The following is a 20,654-nucleotide window of genomic DNA, read 5'->3' on the forward strand; positions in this document are numbered from 1 at the left end:
TTTTCTGCGACGAAGCTAGCGAAGCGATGCAGGAGCACAAAGTTTTTAGCTTCCGAGGAGGCTCAACGCCCGCGGAAAGCGAAGCTAATTCCACATCATGCAACAAACAAATTTTTTTGAATAAAAAAACTATCGAGAAGTCTAATTCATTAGATTTACTCGATAGTTCTTTATGATATTTACAATTAAAGGTTTAATTGAATTGAATACGTTTTTCTTCAAATTCTTTAATAGAATCTTCGTATTTGAAAGTCAATGCAATTTCATCCCAACCGTTTAACAACATTTCCTTATAATAAGGATTGATTTCAAAGTGATATACTTTGTCGTCAGAAGTTAAAGTTTGTTCTTGTAGGTTCACTTCAGCTTCTAGAGTAGATTGTTCGCCTTTCGATAATAATTCTTCAATTTCTGATACTTCCAATTTGATTGGTAGAATACCATTTTTGAAGCAGTTATTATGGAAAATATCTGCAAAGCTTGGTGCAACAACAACGTTAAATCCATAATCTAAGATTGCCCATGGAGCATGTTCACGAGATGATCCGCAACCAAAGTTTTCATGAGCGACTAAGATATTGGAGCCTTTGTATTGTGATTGATTTAATACAAAATCTTCAATTGGATTACCATTTTGATCAAAACGCCAATGATAGAATAGATATTGACCAAATCCTGTGCGTTCAATTCGTTTCAAAAATTCCTTCGAAATAATTTGATCAGTATCAACGTTTTTTCGATTTAAAGGTGTGACAACACTTTTTACAATATTAATAGGTTTCATAATTTACGCCTCCATCACACAGGTACATTTATTATTTCTCGAACATCTACAAAATGACCAGCGATTGCAGCTGCTGCAGCCATCGGTGGACTCACTAGATGTGTTCTTGAACCGGCACCTTGGCGTCCCTCAAAGTTACGATTGGATGTAGAAGCACAGCGTTCACCAGCAGGTACAACATCTTCGTTCATCGCAAGACACATACTGCAACCTGATTCACGCCATTCAAACCCTGCATCTTTGAAAATTTGATCAATCCCTTCTTCTTCCGCTTGTTTTTTGACAGAATAAGAGCCAGGTACGACGATTGCACGTACGTTTGGATGAACGTGTTTGCCTTGAATAACAGAAGCTGCAGAACGCAAATCATGTAATCTGGAATTTGTACATGAGCCGATAAAAACATGTTGAATTTCAATTTCTGTTAAAGGTGTACCTTCTTCTAAATCCATATAAGCAAGTGCTTTTTGCAATGCTTGTTTATCTGATTCTTCTTTAAAATCAGTAGAAGATGGAACAGCCTTTGATATACCACTACCCATTGAAGGATTTGTACCCCAAGTTACGAAAGGTTCAATTTCAGATGTTTCGATAATGAGTGTTCGATCATAAGTTGCGTCTTCATCAGATGCAAGTGACAGCCAGTATTCTTTTGCCTCTTCAAATTTTTTACCTTGAGGAGCGTAACGACGACCTTTAATATAATCAACTGTAATTTCATCAGGGCTAATTAAACCTGCTTTTGCTCCTGCTTCAATTGACATATTACAAATCGTCATGCGTTCTTCCATAGATAATTTATGAATTGCATCACCTGTGAATTCAACGATATGACCAGTACCTACATCAATACCGAATTTTGCAATAATCGCCAAAATAATATCTTTTGCAGTGACGCCAAATCCTAGCTCACCTTTAACGTGAATTTGCATTGTTTTAGGTTTACTTTGCCAAAGTGTTTGTGTTGATAATACATGTTCTACTTCACTTGTACCGATACCAAATGCAATCGCACCGAATGCACCATGTGTAGACGTATGAGAATCTCCACATACAATTGTTTTACCAGGTTGAGTTAAACCAAGTTGTGGTCCAATAACATGGACAATTCCTTGATCTGGATGACCCATATCGGCTAATGGAACACCAAATTCTTCACAGTTCTTAGCTAACGTATTAATTTGTGTTTTAGCAATTGGATCATTGATTACTGGTAAGTTTTGTGTAGGTACATTGTGATCCATTGTTGCAAAGCACAGGTCTGGACGACGAACTTTGCGATTATTTAGACGAAGCCCCTCAAAAGCTTGCGGTGAAGTCACTTCGTGAATCAAATGAAGATCGATGTAGAGTAAATCTGGTTTACCGTCCTCTTGATAAACAACGTGTTGGTCCCACACTTTTTCAATAATATTTTTCCCCATTATTCTTCACCTATTTTCTAAATATAAGTAGTCATAATACTATCTGAAACAAAACTTGTATCTAATTCATTTAATACTTTTTCAGTCCATTCATTTGTTGTAAGTAAGCGACTATCTGGAGTTGCTAAATCTGCTGTGTAATAACCATCTTCAAATACAGCATTAACTGCGCGTTCAATTTCAGCAGCTTCTTCATTCAAGCCAAATGAATAGCGTAGCATCATTGCAACAGAAAGAATCGTTGCAGCCGGATTGGCTATTCCTCGACCTGCAAGTTCTGGTGCAGAACCATGAACTGGTTCATATAATCCAAAATTATCAGAACGAATACTTGCTGAAGGAAGAACGCCAAGTGAACCTGTAATAACTGAAGCTTCATCACTTAATATATCTCCAAACATATTTTCAGTGACAATGACATCATATGCTCCTGGATTCGTAATAAGCTTCATAGCAGTTGAATCGACTAAACTGTGCTCTACTTCTACATCTGGATACTGTTCTTTTTTCTCGTCTACAATTTGTCTCCATAAGCGTGAAGTATCAAGAACGTTTGCTTTATCAACAGATGTCAACTTTCCTTTACGAATACGAGCTAGTTCAAACGCATTCTCCACAATACGTTCAATTTCTGGTCGAGTATAAACTAGTGAATCTAGTGCCTCTTCATCTGTACGTTTACGTGGCTCACCAAAATATAATCCTCCAGTTAGTTCACGTACAATTAGTAGATCAACATCTTTTACTAAATCATCTTTTAGAGGAGAAGCTTTTATGAGTGATGGAATAGCCTGAACGGGACGTAAATTTGAGAACAAATCAAAATGCTTACGAATACGGAGTAATCCTTTTTCAGGTCGTAGTTCAGCAGGATTATTATCCCATTTTGGACCCCCTACTGCTCCTAATAGGATAGCATCACTTTGTTCACATAACTCAATGGTTTCTTGTGGAAGTGGATCCTCATACTGATCAATTGCAGCACCTCCTATAGTGGCGTATGCAATATAAAATGTATGTTGAAATCGCTTGCCCACAGCTAGTAGTACTTCTACTGCAGAAGCGACGACCTCAGGACCAATCCCGTCACCAGGTAAAACAGTAATCTTCTTTTCCATAATAACTCCTCCTCCAATACTAGAATGGCTAAAAAACATTCCTTCCAAATTAATGATAGTTCCATAAGTTGTATCTAATTAACTTAAAGAAGCAGGTAAGCTGCTCCTTTAAGTTGTGAATTTTAATTGAAGTAAAACATGGATTGCTATCAACAAAATTCACTAAGCTTTTGTACTTCCAACAGTTTCTTTTTCAACTTTTTTACCTACGAATGGCATCATACCGCGTAATTCTTCACCAACTTTTTCAATTTGGTGTTCGGCTTCAGCTTTTTTGATTGCATTATATTTAGGACGACCAGTTTCATTTTCATTGATCCATTCTTTTGCAAATTTACCTTGTTGGATGTCAGTAAGAACATCTTTCATCGCTGCTTTTACTTGATCAGTTACGATTCTTGGACCTGATACGAAGTCACCCCATTCAGCAGTATCTGAGATTGAGTAGCGCATGTTTGAAAGACCGCCTTCGTACATAAGGTCAACAATTAATTTTAATTCGTGGAAACATTCAAAGTAAGCAATTTCTGGTTGGTAACCTGCTTCTACCAATGTTTCGAAACCAGCTTTTACTAGAGCTGCTGTACCACCACAAAGAACTGCTTGTTCTCCAAATAAATCTGTTTCTGTTTCTTCTTTGAAAGTTGTTTCAAGAACACCTGCACGTGCCGAACCAATTCCTTTTGCATAAGCAAGAGCAATATCTTTTGCAGTACCAGTTGCATCTTGATAAATACCGATTAGTGCTGGTACACCTGCTCCTGATTCGTACGTACGACGAACTAAATGTCCTGGACCTTTTGGTGCAACTAAGAATACATCTACATCTGCAGGTGGCACGATTTGCTTAAAGTGAATGTTGAAGCCATGAGCGAATACTAGTGCGTTTCCAGCTTCTAAACCTGGTGCGATTTCAGCTTCGTATACTGCTTTTTGTTTTTCATCTGGAAGTAGAATCATGATCACATCAGCTTCTTTTGCAGCTTCAGCTACTGATTTAACTTCAACACCATCATTTTTTGCTTTTTCAGCAGATTTCCCTGGACGGATACCAACGCGAACGTCAAAACCTGATTCTTTCAAGTTTAAAGCATGTGCATGACCTTGTGATCCGTAACCGATAATTGCGATTTTTTTACCTTCTAATACTTGTTCATTGATATCTTGGTTATAATACATTTTTGCCATTTTAATTTCCCCCTGATTGTTTTGTAGTTTTTATTTTTTTATTGTAAAATCGAAAGTTGCGCTGATGGCTTAATTTGAGCATCACGTACAAATGCAGTTGCACCTGTACGAGTCAGTTCTTTAATGCCATATGGGCGAATCAATTCGATAAAAGCATCTATTTTTTCCGGATTTCCAACGATTTGATAAGTGATCACATTTTTACCCATATCGATGATTGAACCACGGAAAGGTTCGACGATTGAATTAATTTCGCTACGCAAATTCGGTGGAGCAACGACTTTAATGAGTGCTAATTCACGCATAACTATAGATTTATCTGTAATGTCATTGACTTTAATCACATCAATTTGCTTAGATAATTGCTTAACTAATTGTTCTATCTTAGCTTCATCTTCTACATTAACGATAAATGTCATTTTAGAAATTCCTTGCTGTTCTGTATGTCCAACTGTGATACTTTCAATATTAAATTGACGTTTCATCAATAATCCTGTAACCCGATTTAGAACGCCACTTTGGTTAATGACTGTTACGGTAATGACTCTTCTCATCTTTTTTTCACTCCAATCATTTCAGCAAGTCCTTTACCAGGCGCTACCATCGGATTAACTAATGTAAGTTCTTTCACACGACAGTCTACTAAAGTCGGCTCATCTGATTCGATTGCTTCTTTGAATACAGCTTCCACATCATCTACATTTTCAACTTTATAGCCTTTTATGCCGTATGCTTCAGCAAGTTTGACGAAGTCAGGTTGTACTGGCATAAGTGAAGATGAGTAGCGTTCTTCATAGAATGTTTCTTGCCATTGGCGAACCATACCTAGACACCTGTTATTTAAGATGAAAATTTTTACTGGCAGTTTGAATTCTTTCAGCAAAGAAAGTTCTTGTAACGTCATTTGGAATCCTGCATCACCAACGATTGAAATAACTTTTTTATCAGGATCAGCAAATTGTGCTCCAATTGCTGCTGGGAAACCAAAGCCCATTGTTCCTAAACCACCTGAGGTTACCCAGTGATGATCATTTTTAAATGGATAATATTGAGCAGTCCACATTTGATGTTGGCCAACATCTGTCGTAATAATAGCTTCTCCATTTGTTAAACTGTGAATAGTTTCAATTGCTAATTGCGGATAAATTGTTCCATCACCATCATCGTCATACCAAAGAGGATATTCCTCCTGACATTCGTTCAAATACTCATGCCATAGTGTTAAATCTTGTACTTCAAATGGTTGTTCTAATAATGAAAGTAATGCTTCTTTTGCATCTGCTACGATTGGAATTTCAGTTGGAACATTTTTACCAATCTCAGCAGGATCAATGTCAATATGAATTACATTCGCTTTCGGAGCAAATTTTTTCAAATTACCTGTTAAGCGATCATCAAAACGAGCGCCTATGTTTAACAGAACATCACAATTACTAATAGCCATATTAGCTGTAAATGTTCCATGCATTCCAGCCATTCCTAGGAAAAGTTTATGGTTTCCTTCAATACTTCCAAGTCCTAATAATGTATTAACAACAGGGAAATTGAATTTTTCCACAAATTCTGTTAATTCTTTCGATGCATCAGCTGCTAAAACACCAGCACCCACTAAAACAAGCGGCTGTTTTGCTGTACTAAGCAATGAAACGGCTTTTTTGATTTGCAAATAATTTGGATGCAACGTTGGTTGATAGCCTGGCAAGTTTATTGATGCCTCTTCAACTGCGTTATCATCAAAAATTGCATTTGCAATATTTTTTGGAATATCAACTACTACAGGACCTTTACGACCAGTTGATGCAATGTGAAACGCTTCTTTGACAATTCGTGGTAAGTCCTGAACATTTTTCACTTGATAATTATGTTTTGTAATCGGTTGAGTAATTCCGACAATATCCGCTTCTTGGAAAGCATCTGTGCCAACAACAGTTGTTGCAACTTGCCCTGTAAAGACAACGAGTGGTAAAGAGTCCATCATAGCATCAGTAATACCAGTAACTAAGTTAGTAGCTCCTGGTCCAGAAGTAGCAATGACCACTCCTGGTTTACCTGATACTCGTGCATAGCCTTCAGCTGCATGAATAGCACCTTGTTCATGACGAGCAAGTATATGCTTAATTGGATTACGATAGAGTGCATCATATAAAGGTAAGACAGCACCACCTGGATATCCAAAAATTATTTCAACATCTTGGTTTTGCAACGATTCGATAAAAATCTCAGCACCCGTCTTACTGGCTTTACACTCTTGATCAACTTCTTGATCTGTCGCTGATTGTTTCTTTAGTGGAACTTGTGCATTCATCATAGAACTCCTCCCTAGGAAATTAAATTTTTATATAAAAAAAGCTTTTTCATCCACGCAAAAGAAGACCTCTCGCGTAGGGATGAAAAAAGCTTTCATGGTACCACCCTAGTTTATAGTCAAAAACCGACTACCTCATGAATAGAACAATCTATTCTTTCTTTAACGAGCACAAAAGTATGCGCCCGAGGTTACCTAATTGCAAATAGCTTTTAGTAACCCACTCCAAGGGGATGTCAGTATTAGTTGTATTGTCGGCTCTCAGCAACCCGGCTCTCTGTAAATACAAAACTCTAATACCTTTAACCTTATCAACGTTTTATCATTATTTTTTTATCAAATTTTCATCACGCCGCCTGTTGAAGCGGAAGTAACTAATTTAGAATAACGAGCTAAATAACCTTTTTTAATTTTGGGTTCAAATGGTTTTAGTGTTGTTTTTCGATCAGCTAAAATTTCGTCTGATACTTTTAATTCAATCGTTCGGTTTATCAGATCAATTGAAATAATATCTCCATTTTCAACCAAAGCAATTGGACCACCTTCTGCAGCTTCAGGAGAAATATGGCCGATAGAAATACCACGAGATGCACCTGAGAAGCGACCGTCAGTAATAAGTGCCACATCTTTTCCTAAGCCACGCCCCATAATTGCAGAAGTCGGTGCTAGCATTTCAGGCATCCCTGGCCCGCCTTTTGGACCTTCATAACGAATGACTACGACATGCCCTTTTTGAACTGTGCCATCATCAATTCGATCTTGCGCTTCTTCTTGAGAATCAAAAACAATTGCTTCCCCAGTAAATTCTTTGATAGATGGATCGACTGCACCTACTTTGATTACTGCACCATCTGGAGCGATATTGCCAAAGAGAACAGATAAACCACCTACTGGACTATATGGGTTATCTTTTGTACGAATAACTTCAGTGTTCTTAATTTCATGACCTTTAACCAATTCTTCAAGTGTTTGACCAGTTACAGTGATGCGATCTTTATGAATAGCCCCTGGTATTTTACACAGTTCGTTAATAATTGAACTAACACCACCTGCAAGATGAACATCATGCATTGAATAATTGGATGCTGGCATAATTTTAGATAAATATGGAACGCGTTCTGCAACTTTATTGATATCTTCAATGTTGTATTCGATTTCTGCTTCGTGAGCAATTGCTAAAGTATGTAAAACCGTATTTGTTGAACCACCCATAGCCATATCAAGTGCAAACGCATCATCTATAGTTTCTTTAGTAATGATGTCCCGAGGTTTTACATCCTCTTTAATCATTCGAACTAGATGTTCAGCGGCTTGTTTAATCAACTGATATCTTTCTTCAGAAGTAGCAACAATTGTTCCATTACCAGGTAATGCCATACCTAACATTTCCATTAATGAGTTCATAGAGTTAGCTGTGAACATACCAGAACAAGAACCGCATGTTGGACATGCATTTTCTTCAATTTCCTTTAATTTTTCTGCTGTCATAAGACCACTTTTATAGGATCCTACACCTTCAAAAACAGAAGTAAGCGATAGTTGTTCACCTGTTGAAGAAACACCCGCTTCCATTGGACCACCTGATACAAAGACAGAAGGTACATTCGTACGAACGGCCGCCATCAGCATTCCTGGAGTGATTTTATCGCAGTTTGGTATGTAAAACACACCATCAAACCAGTGAGCATTTATAACAGTTTCTGCTGAATCTGCGATTAGCTCACGGCTAGGTAATGAATAACGCATACCGATATGTCCCATAGCTATTCCATCATCAACACCAATTGTATTGAACTCGAATGGAATACCACCCGCTTCACGAATTGCTTGTTTGACAACTTCACCAAATTTTTGAAGGTGAACATGACCGGGAATTATATCAATATATGAATTACATACACCAATAAATGGTTTATCTAAATCTTTTGTTTTAACACCTGCAGCGTACAATAAGCTTCGGTGAGGAGCTCGATCTACTCCTTTTTTAATCATGTCACTTCGCATGTCTACCGCCCCTTATTTTGCTGTAACTTCTTCGTCATATACTTTGACGCCTTCTTTTTCAACGATTTCACGGAAACCTTCAAGTATATCTTTTGTTATGTTGCCAGGTTTGCCATCACCAATTACACGGCCATCAACATTTATTACTGCGATTACTTCAGCCGCAGTACCAGTTAAAAATACTTCATCTGCAACATATACATCATGTCTTGTAAATACACCTTCAATCGCTTCGTAGCCACGCTCTTTTGCTACTTCTAGAATGGCATTTCGAGTAATCCCTTCTAATGCGCCAATATAACCTGGAGGTGTAATTAATTTATTTCCTTTAACGATGAAAATATTATCTCCAGAGCCTTCTGCTACATACCCTTCATCATTCATCATCAAGGCTTCTGAAACACCAGCTTGTGTCGCTTCAAGCTTCACAAGAATATTATTTAAATAGTTTAATGTTTTTGTTTTTGGACTTAAAACATCTGAACGATTACGTCTGCTGGATGCAGAAACAATTGATATGCCAGTTTCATATAATTCAGCTGGGAATAGTGCAAGAGGTTCAGCAATTACAATGACACTCGCTCCTTTGCAAGTTGAAGGATCAATCCCTAAATTACCGACGCCTCTTGAAACAACCAAGCGGATATATGCACTTTGTAATTCATTTGCTTTCAAAGTATCCTTAACAATTTCAGTCATTTCTTCTTTTGTATATGGAATGGTAAGTAAAATTGATTTAGCAGATTCATATAATCGATTTAAATGTTCTTCTAAACGAAAGACGTTGCCATTGTATGAGCGAATGCCCTCGAATACTCCATCACCATATAAAAAACCATGATCATAAACTGAAACTTTAGCATCTTCCTTTTTCACTAAGTTTCCATCAAGAAAAATTAACTGTTCCCCCATACTTTTCACTTCTTTCTGTATTATGCAATAAAATGTTTTTTTCTATTTGCTAGAAACATTTTTTAAATTGTTGCTATCATAGTACGTATTTCCAATGAAGTCAACAGTATTTTTTGAATTGTCACTCAATTGCAAAAATTAAATCTTCAATGTATACGTTTTCATTCCCTTTATATTAGTTTTTCGCTACATTTTGCAATAAATTAAATTTTTAGAAAAATTAATTTATTGCACCTTTTTAGTATATTTATAGTTGACATAAACTAAGTACTTTTTACATGACGGTGGGATATGTTAATTTAATCAATCAATGAGTTTTTTAAAATATTCTGTAACAAAAATATTTTCAGGATCATATTTTTTACGCATTTGTTGGAAAAGCGAGTACTTCGGATAAATTTCTAGTATTTGTTCTTTTGTCAGCTGATTCATTTTCCCCCAATGTGGTCTTCCATTATATTTACTCATCAATGTTTGTACCCATCTGAAATAGTTTTTTTCGCTCATTCCCTTATACATATGAAAAGCTATAAATGCACTTTCCTTAGTTTGAGTTGGACTTAAAAAACCTTTTTCTCCACAAGTTGTTCTGCATTCAATAGGAAAATGAACCTTGAATGGATGCGATTTTAATGTGAAGTATATCTCTTCCATACATTCATGGAATTTTTCCAAAGGAATCGCATATTCCATTTCTAAAAATTTAACTTTACGTGGTGATGGAAAAATTTCATAACTTAAGCCTTTTATGACACCTGTAGGTATACTTTTAGCAGCTAGTTGACTTACCCATTTTGTTGCATTTGGCTTTCTTCTACATACTTCTGAAACAATATATAATAATCCATTTTCTATAACATTATTTTTAAACTCTTCTACAGTTCTAGACTTTATGGACTGTTTTACAATTGGTATTTGATCCATTATCTTCACTTGAATTTGTTCTACTCCAGGGAAGTAAAACCATTCAACATGACGATGTTCACGAATCATTTTATCCCAAACTTTGATTGCTGAATGAAAAGAATAATGCATTGATTGACATTTTAAACTATAGAGAGGAACTGTTTTTATGGTCACTTTAACTAATACACCTAATAATCCCAATGATAAGTGTAAGGCATTTGATAAGTCGTCATCACCTCTAGTATGTTCATGATAGTTTCCTAAACCATCTACAAACCCCCACATCACGACTTGATTGGATAAGGAACCTAATGTAACCCCAGTACCGTGAGTCCCTGTTGCAATTGCACCTGCCAGTGTTTGTTCTTGAATATCACCCATATTTGCAAGCGCAAAGCCGAACTGAGCTAATATTGGGCCAATTTCATACAAATAAGTACCGCCCCAAAATGTGGCTTCACCAGTTTCTGTGTTTATATCTATCAATCCACGTATATTATGAAGGGAAATGGCAATATCATCAGGTTTTGCAATTGGGCTAAAAGAATGTGCTGCTCCAGTAACTCGAATTGTTTTATGCTGTTTCTGGGTATTCCAAATTATATTTGATAACTGCTTTGTATCATGGGGTAATAATGATTGCATTGGATTTCCCTTTACATTACCTGCCCAGTTTTGCCATTTACGAGTATCTACCCAATCTTTTACAGAAAACATTTTCCATCCCCCCTATATGTGTTGAAACTGCCCACATGTTGACCATTTCTAACAGCTTCTAGCTGTACAAATCGTTCACATAATTCACCCGCTTTTGCATGACGAAAATAGATAGTGTCTCCTATATTGGTATTTTGATAATCCAGTATTCTAAGTGGTGTTTGAACTTCTCCAGCTCCTTCAAACGGGAGATATCTAAAATACTGCGCTTCAAAAGGAACAGGTTGCTTATCATTTCCGATGGCTCCTGAAGCAATATAACCGCCGCCATGACAAACAACAACATCCTCCTCTGGATTTCTTGTTACGCGTAGAGCAAATCCAGAAGCAGGCTGTAAATTTAATTGACTGTATTGATCGAATAATGCTGGATTATAAAATGCTGAACCAATCGTTATTTCTGTCACTTCTGAACTTTGCGCAGTAAAATCTACACTACCAGTGCCTCCACCATTTACAAATTCTAAAGTACCAATTTCAGATAAAATAAAATCAACAGCTTCCTTGCGAAGCTTCGCAACACGTTTTTTTGATATCTTTTGCAATTGCTGAATTACTGGCTGTTTCCATTTTTGTATAGGTAAATCACCTACGCCAGCTAATTGCGCCTCATACCCCATTACACCAACAATATGTAAATTTGTTTGATTTTTTAGTAGTTTTAACAATCTCTCCAAATCATGTATATTTTTTATTGCAGAACGTTTTGTACCAAAATAGATTAATGGCGTGTCAACTGATAGATTGATATCGATACAGATGCTAACATTTACATTCAATCGTTTAGCTAAAGAATTTAACCATTTTGCTTGCTTTATGTCATCCACCATAAAACAAACATCGTACCCCTTTTTTATATAATTATATATTTCAAGTACTCTTTGCTCTTCCCAAACTGGATAACCTAGAAGCAAATGATCAAAACCATTTTCTAATAAATAACACGTTTCACTTGCAGTAAAAGTCATCAAACCTGAAACATTCGAAAGCTTTTCATTCAAATATCTAAGTAATTGGATAGATCGAATTGATTTCGTTGCAATACGAACATTTTTATCTTTGATATGATGATTTATAAATCGAATATTTGCATCAAGCGCATTTAAATCGATCCACGCAAAGGGCCGTTCAACTTGTTTAAATGCCTGTTCAAATAATTGCAAGTTGTCATCACTCCTTTTGCCAACTATATAATTTATCCATTACAAATAAAAAAAATGCTTCTTCAATGGCGAAATTTGTTTTTCGTCGAAGAAGAAGCATTTATAATCTTAGTATTCATATTCAATTGTAAGCCTTAGTGGATCTCCCAGATGTCGAATGCGAGATTCAAAAAGAAGATTGAATGTATCGCTACGAAAATCAATGCCTGTTTGTTTAATTTTTTCATTATTGTACGATCCATAAGCTAACAGCTCCCTTCAACTTTTTTGTTATTATAAACTATTTCATTTGAATTTGCAAAGTAATTTTATATGAATTTTACATTATAAAATTTTTTAACTATATTATATAAAATGAATATGTCATGATATGTGTATAGACAAATGATGGGGTGATGAAATGAAGAAAGCGTTAATTATAATTGATTATACTGTAGACTTTGTAGCGAAAAATGGAGCTTTAACTTGTGGAGAACCAGGACAACAACTCGAGGAAGCTATATTACATCATATTCATCAATTCGTAAATCAAGAAGAATTGGTTGTTTTTGCATGTGATTTACATGATGAAAATGATCCTTACCATCCAGAAACAAAGCTATTCCCACCGCATAATATACGAAATACTAAAGGTAGGGCGTTGTTTAATCATGTACAAAAATTGTATGATAAGATTCAACATCTACCTAATGTCGTATGGATGGATAAAACAAGATATAGCTCATTTGCAGGGACAAATTTAGAACAGCTCTTACGCGAACGAAAAATTAATAATTTATATTTAACCGGTGTTTGTACAGATATTTGTGTCTTACATACGGCAATCGATGCCTACAATAAAGGTTTCGAAACTTTTATCTTTAAAGATTCTGTAGCAAGTTTTAATCTAGCCGGACATGATTGGGCACTTGAACATTTTAAAAATTCTTTAGGTGCTACTATTTTATAAATAATCGAAAGAAAAGCTACACTAAAAGTTTTCTACTTTTAATGTAGCTTTTATCTTTATCTGATAAATTTATTTTTTTATTTCAATTTTACTCGTTGTAAGCGTAGTGCATTTAATACTACGGATACTGAACTAAAGGCCATTGCTGCGCCTGCTATCCATGGTGCAAGTAAACCCGCAGCTGCAATTGGAATACCTAATATATTATATCCAAATGCCCAGAATAGGTTTTGCTTTATATTACTCATTGTTTTTCGACTCATTAAAATGGCATCTGCAATACTATTTAAGTCGCCTCGGATTAATGTAATATCTGCTGCTTCCATAGCAATATCAGTACCAGTACCAATTGCCATTCCTATATCTGCTGTTGCAAGTGCCGGAGCGTCATTGATTCCATCACCAACCATTGCAACGTGTTTGCCAGCTTGTTGCAGTTTCTTTAATTCATTTACTTTACCTTCTGGTAACACTTCTGCAATGATTTGGTCAACACCAACTTCCTGACCAATTGCTTCTGCTGTATGTCTGTTATCACCTGTCATCATGATAACTTCGATTCCCATAGCCTTTAAGCGTTTTATTGCTTCGAAGGATGTCTCTTTAATCGTATCTGCAACTGCTACAATCCCTGCAAATTTACCATCGATTGCTACGAGCATTGCCGTTTTACCGTTGTGTTCTAAATTAGATATCTCTTGTTCGACGTCTGAAATATCAATGCCATACTGTGCCATTAATTTTCGAGTTCCGACCACAACAGCTCTACTATTTATAGTTGATTGAACACCATAGCCTGGTACAGCTTCGAAGTATTCAATATGGCCAAGTGCAATATCCTGTTTTACAACACCTTCAACAATTGCTTCCGCTAATGGATGTTCGGATTGTTTTTCAGCACCTCCGACTAGTGAGAGGAAAGTTGTTTCATCCATTTCATTCTTTATTAGAACATCGGTTAGAACAGGTTTTCCGTGTGTCACAGTACCTGTTTTATCTACAACAACAGTATTGATTTTTTGTGTTTGTTCTAAGTACTCCCCTCCTTTAAATAAAATACCGAATTCAGCTGCACGGCCAGATCCAGCCATGATGGATGTTGGAGTTGCTAGACCTAATGCACATGGGCATGCAATCACTAATACGGTAATTAAGACTTCTAGTGCTGGTGTGAATTCACCAGGTGTAACAAAGAAGTACCAAACAAGGAATGTAACGATTGCAATTCCAACAACAATTGGTACAAAAATACCTGATATTTTGTCTGCAAGTCTTTGGATTGGCGCTTTTGTACCTTGCGCATCTTCAACAACTTTAATGATTTGTGCTAATGCCGTATCACGCCCGACTTTTGTCGCTGTCATTTTTACAAAACCGTTTTTATTTATAGTAGATCCATATAGATCATCACCTATTTTTTTATCAACTGGTAAACTTTCTCCTGTTAACATTGACTCATCAACTGCAGAAATACCATCAATCACTTTTCCGTCTACAGGAATTTTCTCACCTGGCTTTACAACAATTGTATCGCCAACAATTACTTCTTCTAATGGTACTTCAATCTCTTTCCCATCACGAATAACCAATGCCGTTTTAGCTTGTAAACCCATTAGTTTCTTGATTGCTTCTGATGAACGACCTTTTGCTTTTGCTTCAAATAATTTACCAAGTAAGATTAATGTGATTAACACCGCACTAGTCTCAAAATATAGATGTGGCATGTGCCCTGAGGAACTCATAATAATCGATTGATATAAACTATAAAAATAAGCTGCGGAAGTCCCCATCACGACTAAAACGTCCATATTAGCGCTGCCGTTTCTCAACGCTTTATATGCACCTACATAAAATTGTTTACCGATAATAAATTGAACAGGCGTTGCAAGAACGAATTGTACCCATGGATTCATTAAAAAATCAGGCAAATATATCCATGAAGTAAACGAAAAATGGGCTACCATCGTCCAAAGTAATGGTAATGAAAAAATAAGTGATGCGATAAATTTATATTGTTGTTTTTTAATTGCTTGTTCTCGATAATCGACTGATTCTTGTTCATCCTTCTTAGGATGTGCTCCATATCCAAGTTTTTCAACACGTGCAATTATGTCACTAACATTAACTACTGAAGGGTTAAATTCAATTGTTGCCTTTTCTAGCGCTAAATTAACATTTGCAAATGATACACCCTTTAATTTATTTAAACCTTTTTCAATACGAGTTGCGCATGCTGCACAGGTCATACCTGTAATATTTAATTCTGTTTTTTGTTTCACTACGCCATACCCAAGTGATTCAATTTTCTTTTCAAAATCTTCTTCACTAACCTTTTCAGGATCATATCTAATTGAGGATCGTTCAATGGCTAAATTAACATTTGCTGAATCAACGCCTTCCATTTTATTTAATCCTTTTTCAATTCGCATTGCACATGCTGCACAGGTCATACCAGAAATTTGAAGATTAACCTCTTTTAATTCTTTTGTCATATTCAATCACCTCTCGTTATACTACATAGGGGTATATAAAAATTAAAATAAAAGTGCTACAAGAGCACATTCAAATTTTATTCTACTACATCGTACCCTTGTTCAATGATTGTTTCTTTAATTTTTTCAAGTGAAACAATATTTTTATCAAAGGTTATATCCACTTTTGCATCTGCTAAGTCTACTCTAACAGAATCAATTCCGTCTAGGGTACCTACGTTCCCTTCAATCGCTTTGACACAGTGGCCACATGACATACCGAGTACCTTTAAAGTGATGTTTTCCATTTTTATTTCCTCCTATCATTCGAATACAAAATTTGTTTAGATCAAAAAATTTATTGATAATCCTTTTACAACTCATACTATACCCCTCTATGGTATTTGTGTAAAGGGGCAAAAACCCAATTTTTATAATTCTTTTATTAATTCCATTCGATCATCAAAAAATGAGCAACTTTACATTGATTACGAAACAAATGATAAATAATTAAGAAGAGCCGATTCTACATTCACTAGAATCAGCTCTTTTTATCTATTTTATCAAAATCAATTCCTTTAAATTATGAACGGAACACTCATAAACTCTACTTTTCTTGAGAAGTACGTTTTGCGATAAAAATCGCCAAGAAAAAGGCGATCAGAGCGAAGATAAATGAACCCATATAAACGGATTTAATTCCCCCTGCTATTATTTCAATGATTTGATTAATTTGTTGCTGTGAAAAAATAGATGTATTAAACGAACCATTTAAATTAATATGCTCCGCTCCTATTTTAGCCAAATTCTCACTTGTAGCTGTATTAAAAAGAACTCCAAATATGGCAGCTCCAATCGATTGACTAAAGGTATTTAAAAACGAATTCAAGCCAATAGCCGTTCCTAATTGATCTTCAGAAGTAGATGCTTGGATAGCTACCACGAGCATTGGAACGATGAAACCCATGCCTATTCCTAAAAGTCCTGTAGAAAGATATATATACAATGAGCTTGTAGTGGGTGATAAAAACATTAGCATTGTTGATGAAATCACTAATAAAACAGTACCCATTTGAATAATTGATTTGTTTGCAAATCTTCCAATTAAGTTACCAGCTACAATTGCACCGACAGTCCACATAACAGAAAGTGGTGTTAGCATGAGCCCTGCTTCTGTTGCATTTTTCCCTAATACAGATTGAGCATATATCGGTAAATATGCAGAAATACTAATACAAATTGCCATACATAATAGCGTTAGCCCATTTAAAACATTCAATTTTTTATTTTTAAATAAAGAAAGTGGAATGATTGGTTCGCTTGCTTTTTTCTCAACATAGAAAAATAACCCAAGAAATACAATGGCAATTATGTAATAAGTGAATTGAGATGTAGTTGCCCATTGTTGTGTATTACTACCTTTAATTAGTGAATACAGCAAGGCAATCATGCCAATTGAAAATAAAAATGCGCCAGTGTAATCTATTTTACGAGATAATTTTAATCGTTCTTCTTGATAATATTTTGCAATTAATAGAATTGCACCTAAACCAAAAGGAATATTTAAAAGGAAAATAAAGTGCCATGTTAATTGATCTACTATAAAGCCACCGATTAAAGGACCGACAATACCTGAGACACCCCATACCATACTTATATATCCTTGACCCTTTGCACGTTCTTTCTCCGTTTCAAAAAGCTCTCCAACAATTGTTAAAGTAATTGGGAAAATTGAACCTGCACCAATCCCTTGAATCGCACGAAAAACAATCAAAAGCTCCATTGAGGTAGCGATTCCACACAATAATGACCCTAATAAGAAAATACTAATCCCGACTATAATCATCTTCTTTCTGCCGAATAAATCTGCTAATTTGCCGAAAATGATAGCAGATATAGCAGATGTTAAAAGATATGCAGAATAGATCCAACTAATCAGCTCTACACCAGAAAGGTCTGTCGTAATGCTTGGGATAGCTGTAGCTACGATTGTCCCCTCAATTGCAGCCAAAGCTGTCGCTAATAAGACGGCGACAAATACTTTATTCATATAAAAACCTCAATTCTCAAATTAATATTCCATTTTCACTAAATACTTATAATACCATGAAAAGGAATAATTACATATAGTAGATAAGTTCATCTTGTTCTAATAGCATTGTTTTGTTATTATTTTATCTGGTAATTATAAGAATTCTATTATTTTTAGGAAGTTACATAATGATAGTGGAGGTATATATATGTGGGAAGATTTTAAAAAATTTGCTTTAAAAGGGAACGTCTTAGATTTAGCAGTCGGTGTAGTTATAGGAACTGCCTTTGGTAAAATCGTAACATCGTTAGTTGGGGATATTATTATGCCAATTGTAACTCTTTTTACGGGAAAGGTAGATGTGGAATTTAAATCATTAAAATTCCACGGTATTATGTATGGTAGCTTCATTCAAAATGTCCTAGATTTCTTTATCATCGCATTTTCAATTTTCATTTTCATACGCATAATTTCAAAACTAAATTTCAAGAAGAAACAGGAAGAAATTATTGAAGAAGCAGCAACTGAAACAACAGAGGATCTCCTAAGAGATATTCGTGCTTTACTTCAAGAGAAAAAATAGTTAATTAAATGATTAGATTCACAAAAACGTATAGGATATAAACCAAAAATAACGAGCAGCTAATTGGATTAGCTGCTCGTTTTCTTATTATTTGCCGTCTTCAATTAAGGTTTCCATGTCAACTGCAATAGTATCAAATGGAACGTCTTTAAAGCCACTGTAGTTTTTTACAACTACACCATCTTGGTTAACTAAAAAGAAACTCGATCCATGGATAACTTGGTTAGTATTAGGATCATCTTTTACTAGTGTTTTAAATGATTTTAAGGCTAACTCAGAAATATCATCTTGTGAGTAACCTGTTAAAAAATCCCATTTAGAATCATCCGGCACTGGGTATTGTGCTAAATATTTTTTTAGTTTTTCAGGTGTATCTGTTTTAGGATCTACACTAAATCCAACAATCTTATAGTCTTTTAATCCTTTTTTTTCAAATGATTTTTGGATATCTGTCATATTCTTTGTCATTGGTGGGCAAACAGTTGCACAGTTTGTAAAGATAAACATTGCAAGCCATGGTTTACCTTTCAAACTATCTCGTGAAACCTTGTCACCATTTTGGTTCACATAATTGAAATCCTGAACTTCCCAATCGGTTTCAGCTTTAAATTTGCTACTACCACCGCAAGCAGTTAATAATACAGCGAAAACTAAAAATAAGGACGTCATAATTAATCTTTTTTTCATCTTATCTGTCACTCCTACTCTGCATCCATCTTATAGAATTTTAACACAGAATACAAGAACACTGTTTAATAGCTTTAAGACAAATTTGTGAAACAGTTTATTTTAAGTCCAATAGAGCATCGTGAATTGCTTGCAGCCTTGTTTCAACTCGATGCATTAAATAGAATGAAACAAAAATCGGAAATCCTATTTCTTGAATAAGAGTTGTCCATTCAGACATTGCAATTCCTCCCTTCTAAAAAAACTGCCTCATCTATCAAACGATAGAAAAGGCAGTTCACGTTCTACCTATTATGCTTGTAATTCAGTAACTGTACGTTCAACATAACGAGCACCAACAATCTCTGAAAGTGTTGCACCTTTAATGGCAAAGACCTTGCTATCTAAAATCGTATTCATTACTTGATAAATTTCCTCAGTGGTTAAATCCTCCTTAGGTGAATCAACACTCAAAGAGCACCCTGTACCATCAGCTGTTTTAAATTGTAATTGCAGAACTTTTGTCATTCTCTTTCCTCCCCTATCTTATTAGTTTTTAATTGATTCTTGAGTTGTTAAACCTGCACCAATAAACGGATATTTGAATAGAGTAGCAATTTCAGCGCCCGTTGTAGCTAACTGATCTAATGATGCTTGTTCAGACACATTTCGAAAAGTTTTCGTCTTTTCGATAATTTGACCATTTTCATTTACTCCAAATGAAAACTTTAATCGAAGTGTTGCGTTTTCAAATGTTTTCGTCGCCATGATCATCACCTCCCTTCACTTCTTACATAGACTTAAAATCTCATATGAGGACAAAGGATGCATTTTTTTTATAATCAATTTATAATGATAGGGAGGTGAATAGTGTGCTAAACGGCTGGTTTATGTGGTTTATAATATTTTGGGTAGTTGTTCTAGTAGGAACTATGGCTATAGGCGGCTTCTTCATGTTCCGCAAATTTTTGAAATCAATGCCAAAAAATGATGGGAAATCTACATTGGATTGGCAAGATTATTATGTAAACAAAAGCTTGCATTTATGGCATCAAGAAGAAAAGGACTTATTAAATGAGTTAGTTAGCCCAGTACCAGACCTATTTCGCGATGTTGCGAAGCAAAAAATTGCAGGTAAAATTGGACAACTTGCTTTAGAAGAAAAGGCTAAGAAAATCGATTTTGACTTAATCATTAGAGGATACATACAAGCCTCACCAAAACGTGATCATAAATTTTTACGTAAAAAATTAAATCAAATGAAAATTGACTTATCGCCTTATGAAGATTTACTAGATTAAAATTAAAAGTAGAGAACGCTCATTTATTCTCAACAATCGCTAGAATGTCCGATTTACAAACTTATTTCCCGGCTTTCGATCGAGAGATAAAGCAATCTCGTGAGGTTAGTGTTCAAAACTATAGAAAAAAA

Annotated in this window: 20 protein-coding genes and 1 other annotated feature; of the genes, 3 read left to right on the forward strand and 17 right to left on the reverse strand. The window is 35.4% G+C overall.

Translation table 11 applies throughout. From position 1 onward, the window contains the following. Window positions 1–193: 193 nt before the first annotated feature. The 10 genes from leuD to ABE048_RS16525 all read right to left on the reverse strand — a co-directional run bounded on the left by leuD (window position 194) and on the right by ABE048_RS16525 (window position 12,521). Window positions 194–784 carry a 3-isopropylmalate dehydratase small subunit gene (gene leuD / locus ABE048_RS16480; RefSeq protein ID WP_430312367.1) on the reverse strand — a complete coding sequence of 197 codons (591 nt, stop codon included), beginning with the start codon at window positions 782–784 and terminating at the stop codon, window positions 194–196. 14 nt (window positions 785–798) lie between these two features. Further along, window positions 799–2,208, reverse strand: a complete 1,410-nt coding sequence (leuC, locus tag ABE048_RS16485) for a 3-isopropylmalate dehydratase large subunit (protein WP_430312368.1) — start codon at window positions 2,206–2,208, stop codon at window positions 799–801. Between the two features lie 17 nt (window positions 2,209–2,225). Further along, window positions 2,226–3,326 carry a 3-isopropylmalate dehydrogenase gene (gene leuB / locus ABE048_RS16490; protein ID WP_430312369.1) on the reverse strand — a complete coding sequence of 367 codons (1,101 nt, stop codon included), beginning with the start codon at window positions 3,324–3,326 and terminating at the stop codon, window positions 2,226–2,228. A 162-nt stretch (window positions 3,327–3,488) separates the two neighbouring features. Continuing rightward, entirely contained in the window at window positions 3,489–4,514 is a 1,026-nt protein-coding gene (ilvC, locus tag ABE048_RS16495; protein ID WP_430312370.1) for a ketol-acid reductoisomerase, read from the reverse strand. Window positions 4,515–4,552: 38 nt separating this feature from the next. Next, complete coding sequence (gene ilvN / locus ABE048_RS16500) at window positions 4,553–5,068, reverse strand: acetolactate synthase small subunit (RefSeq protein ID WP_430312371.1); 516 nt, start codon at window positions 5,066–5,068, stop codon at window positions 4,553–4,555. Beyond that, window positions 5,065–6,819, reverse strand: coding sequence for a biosynthetic-type acetolactate synthase large subunit (gene ilvB / locus ABE048_RS16505; protein ID WP_430312396.1), 1,755 nt, complete (start codon window positions 6,817–6,819; stop codon window positions 5,065–5,067). Before ilvB ends, ilvN begins: the two co-directional genes overlap by 4 nt. Before the next feature lie 75 nt (window positions 6,820–6,894). Continuing rightward, window positions 6,895–7,143: a binding site (T-box leader), on the reverse strand. 12 nt (window positions 7,144–7,155) lie between these two features. Continuing rightward, a complete protein-coding gene (gene ilvD, locus ABE048_RS16510) occupies window positions 7,156–8,823 on the reverse strand; it encodes a dihydroxy-acid dehydratase (RefSeq protein WP_430312372.1) in 1,668 nt (555 codons plus the stop codon). 12 nt (window positions 8,824–8,835) lie between these two features. Continuing rightward, the gene (ilvE, locus tag ABE048_RS16515) at window positions 8,836–9,735 is read right to left on the reverse strand and encodes a branched-chain-amino-acid transaminase (RefSeq protein WP_430312373.1); all 900 of its coding nucleotides are present in this window, start codon (window positions 9,733–9,735) and stop codon (window positions 8,836–8,838) included. A 303-nt stretch (window positions 9,736–10,038) separates the two neighbouring features. Further along, entirely contained in the window at window positions 10,039–11,358 is a 1,320-nt protein-coding gene (locus tag ABE048_RS16520) for a D-arabinono-1,4-lactone oxidase (RefSeq protein WP_430312374.1), read from the reverse strand. After that, on the reverse strand, window positions 11,346–12,521 hold the full coding sequence (locus ABE048_RS16525) for an alanine racemase (RefSeq protein WP_430312375.1): 1,176 nt from the start codon (window positions 12,519–12,521) through the stop codon (window positions 11,346–11,348). Before ABE048_RS16525 ends, ABE048_RS16520 begins: the two co-directional genes overlap by 13 nt. Window positions 12,522–12,921: 400 nt before the next feature. Between ABE048_RS16525 and ABE048_RS16530 the strand changes: the two genes are divergently transcribed. Continuing rightward, window positions 12,922–13,470, forward strand: coding sequence for a cysteine hydrolase family protein (locus ABE048_RS16530; RefSeq protein ID WP_430312376.1), 549 nt, complete (start codon window positions 12,922–12,924; stop codon window positions 13,468–13,470). 77 nt (window positions 13,471–13,547) lie between these two features. Here the strand turns inward: ABE048_RS16530 and ABE048_RS16535 are convergent, their stop codons facing one another. The 3 genes from ABE048_RS16535 to ABE048_RS16545 form a co-directional block, all read right to left on the reverse strand. Continuing rightward, a complete protein-coding gene (locus tag ABE048_RS16535; RefSeq protein WP_430312377.1) occupies window positions 13,548–15,962 on the reverse strand; it encodes a heavy metal translocating P-type ATPase in 2,415 nt (804 codons plus the stop codon). A gap of 77 nt (window positions 15,963–16,039) precedes the next feature. Next, on the reverse strand, window positions 16,040–16,249 hold the full coding sequence (gene copZ, locus ABE048_RS16540) for a copper chaperone CopZ (RefSeq protein ID WP_430312378.1): 210 nt from the start codon (window positions 16,247–16,249) through the stop codon (window positions 16,040–16,042). 299 nt (window positions 16,250–16,548) lie between these two features. After that, window positions 16,549–17,991 carry an MDR family MFS transporter gene (locus ABE048_RS16545; RefSeq protein ID WP_430312379.1) on the reverse strand — a complete coding sequence of 481 codons (1,443 nt, stop codon included), beginning with the start codon at window positions 17,989–17,991 and terminating at the stop codon, window positions 16,549–16,551. 190 nt (window positions 17,992–18,181) lie between these two features. Here ABE048_RS16545 and mscL point away from each other — a divergent pair, with 190 nt between their 5' ends. Then, window positions 18,182–18,556 (forward strand): large conductance mechanosensitive channel protein MscL, encoded by a 375-nt coding sequence (gene mscL / locus ABE048_RS16550; RefSeq protein ID WP_430312380.1) that lies wholly within the window; start codon window positions 18,182–18,184, stop codon window positions 18,554–18,556. A gap of 87 nt (window positions 18,557–18,643) precedes the next feature. On the opposite strand, the gene ABE048_RS16555 is transcribed toward mscL, so the two are convergent. The 4 genes from ABE048_RS16555 to ABE048_RS16570 form a co-directional block, all read right to left on the reverse strand. Continuing rightward, window positions 18,644–19,243 (reverse strand): SCO family protein, encoded by a 600-nt coding sequence (locus ABE048_RS16555; RefSeq protein ID WP_430312381.1) that lies wholly within the window; start codon window positions 19,241–19,243, stop codon window positions 18,644–18,646. Between the two features lie 97 nt (window positions 19,244–19,340). Beyond that, entirely contained in the window at window positions 19,341–19,463 is a 123-nt protein-coding gene (locus ABE048_RS16560; protein WP_430312382.1) for a YvrJ family protein, read from the reverse strand. 71 nt (window positions 19,464–19,534) lie between these two features. Further along, window positions 19,535–19,750, reverse strand: coding sequence for a DUF2922 domain-containing protein (locus ABE048_RS16565; protein WP_430312383.1), 216 nt, complete (start codon window positions 19,748–19,750; stop codon window positions 19,535–19,537). A gap of 21 nt (window positions 19,751–19,771) precedes the next feature. Further along, window positions 19,772–19,990, reverse strand: a complete 219-nt coding sequence (locus tag ABE048_RS16570) for a DUF1659 domain-containing protein (RefSeq protein ID WP_430312384.1) — start codon at window positions 19,988–19,990, stop codon at window positions 19,772–19,774. 104 nt (window positions 19,991–20,094) lie between these two features. Between ABE048_RS16570 and ABE048_RS16575 the strand changes: the two genes are divergently transcribed. Then, window positions 20,095–20,523, forward strand: a complete 429-nt coding sequence (locus tag ABE048_RS16575; protein ID WP_430312385.1) for a DUF2621 domain-containing protein — start codon at window positions 20,095–20,097, stop codon at window positions 20,521–20,523. The last annotated feature ends 131 nt before the right edge of the window (window positions 20,524–20,654 follow it).

The organism is Rummeliibacillus pycnus (assembly GCF_050459865.1).
Taxonomy (GTDB): domain Bacteria; phylum Bacillota; class Bacilli; order Bacillales_A; family Planococcaceae; genus Rummeliibacillus; species Rummeliibacillus pycnus_B.

Bases quoted from the DNA above. Each gene is read 5' to 3' on its own strand.
- ABE048_RS16530 (WP_430312376.1), top strand. From the start codon at position 12,922: ATGAAGAAAGCGTTAATTATAATTGATTATACTGTAGACTTTGTAGCG.
- leuC (WP_430312368.1), bottom strand. From the start codon at position 2,208: ATGGGGAAAAATATTATTGAAAAAGTGTGGGACCAACACGTTGTTTAT.
- ABE048_RS16520 (WP_430312374.1), bottom strand. From the start codon at position 11,358: ATGTTTTCTGTAAAAGATTGGGTAGATACTCGTAAATGGCAAAACTGG.
- ABE048_RS16570 (WP_430312384.1), bottom strand. From the start codon at position 19,990: ATGGCGACGAAAACATTTGAAAACGCAACACTTCGATTAAAGTTTTCA.
- ABE048_RS16565 (WP_430312383.1), bottom strand. From the start codon at position 19,750: ATGACAAAAGTTCTGCAATTACAATTTAAAACAGCTGATGGTACAGGG.
- leuD (WP_430312367.1), bottom strand. From the start codon at position 784: ATGAAACCTATTAATATTGTAAAAAGTGTTGTCACACCTTTAAATCGA.
- ABE048_RS16545 (WP_430312379.1), bottom strand. From the start codon at position 17,991: ATGAATAAAGTATTTGTCGCCGTCTTATTAGCGACAGCTTTGGCTGCA.
- ilvE (WP_430312373.1), bottom strand. From the start codon at position 9,735: ATGGGGGAACAGTTAATTTTTCTTGATGGAAACTTAGTGAAAAAGGAA.
- ilvB (WP_430312396.1), bottom strand. From the start codon at position 6,819: ATGAATGCACAAGTTCCACTAAAGAAACAATCAGCGACAGATCAAGAA.
- ilvN (WP_430312371.1), bottom strand. From the start codon at position 5,068: ATGAGAAGAGTCATTACCGTAACAGTCATTAACCAAAGTGGCGTTCTA.
- ilvD (WP_430312372.1), bottom strand. From the start codon at position 8,823: ATGCGAAGTGACATGATTAAAAAAGGAGTAGATCGAGCTCCTCACCGA.
- mscL (WP_430312380.1), top strand. From the start codon at position 18,182: ATGTGGGAAGATTTTAAAAAATTTGCTTTAAAAGGGAACGTCTTAGAT.
- ABE048_RS16555 (WP_430312381.1), bottom strand. From the start codon at position 19,243: ATGAAAAAAAGATTAATTATGACGTCCTTATTTTTAGTTTTCGCTGTA.
- ABE048_RS16535 (WP_430312377.1), bottom strand. From the start codon at position 15,962: ATGACAAAAGAATTAAAAGAGGTTAATCTTCAAATTTCTGGTATGACC.
- ABE048_RS16560 (WP_430312382.1), bottom strand. From the start codon at position 19,463: ATGTCTGAATGGACAACTCTTATTCAAGAAATAGGATTTCCGATTTTT.
- leuB (WP_430312369.1), bottom strand. From the start codon at position 3,326: ATGGAAAAGAAGATTACTGTTTTACCTGGTGACGGGATTGGTCCTGAG.
- copZ (WP_430312378.1), bottom strand. From the start codon at position 16,249: ATGGAAAACATCACTTTAAAGGTACTCGGTATGTCATGTGGCCACTGT.
- ilvC (WP_430312370.1), bottom strand. From the start codon at position 4,514: ATGGCAAAAATGTATTATAACCAAGATATCAATGAACAAGTATTAGAA.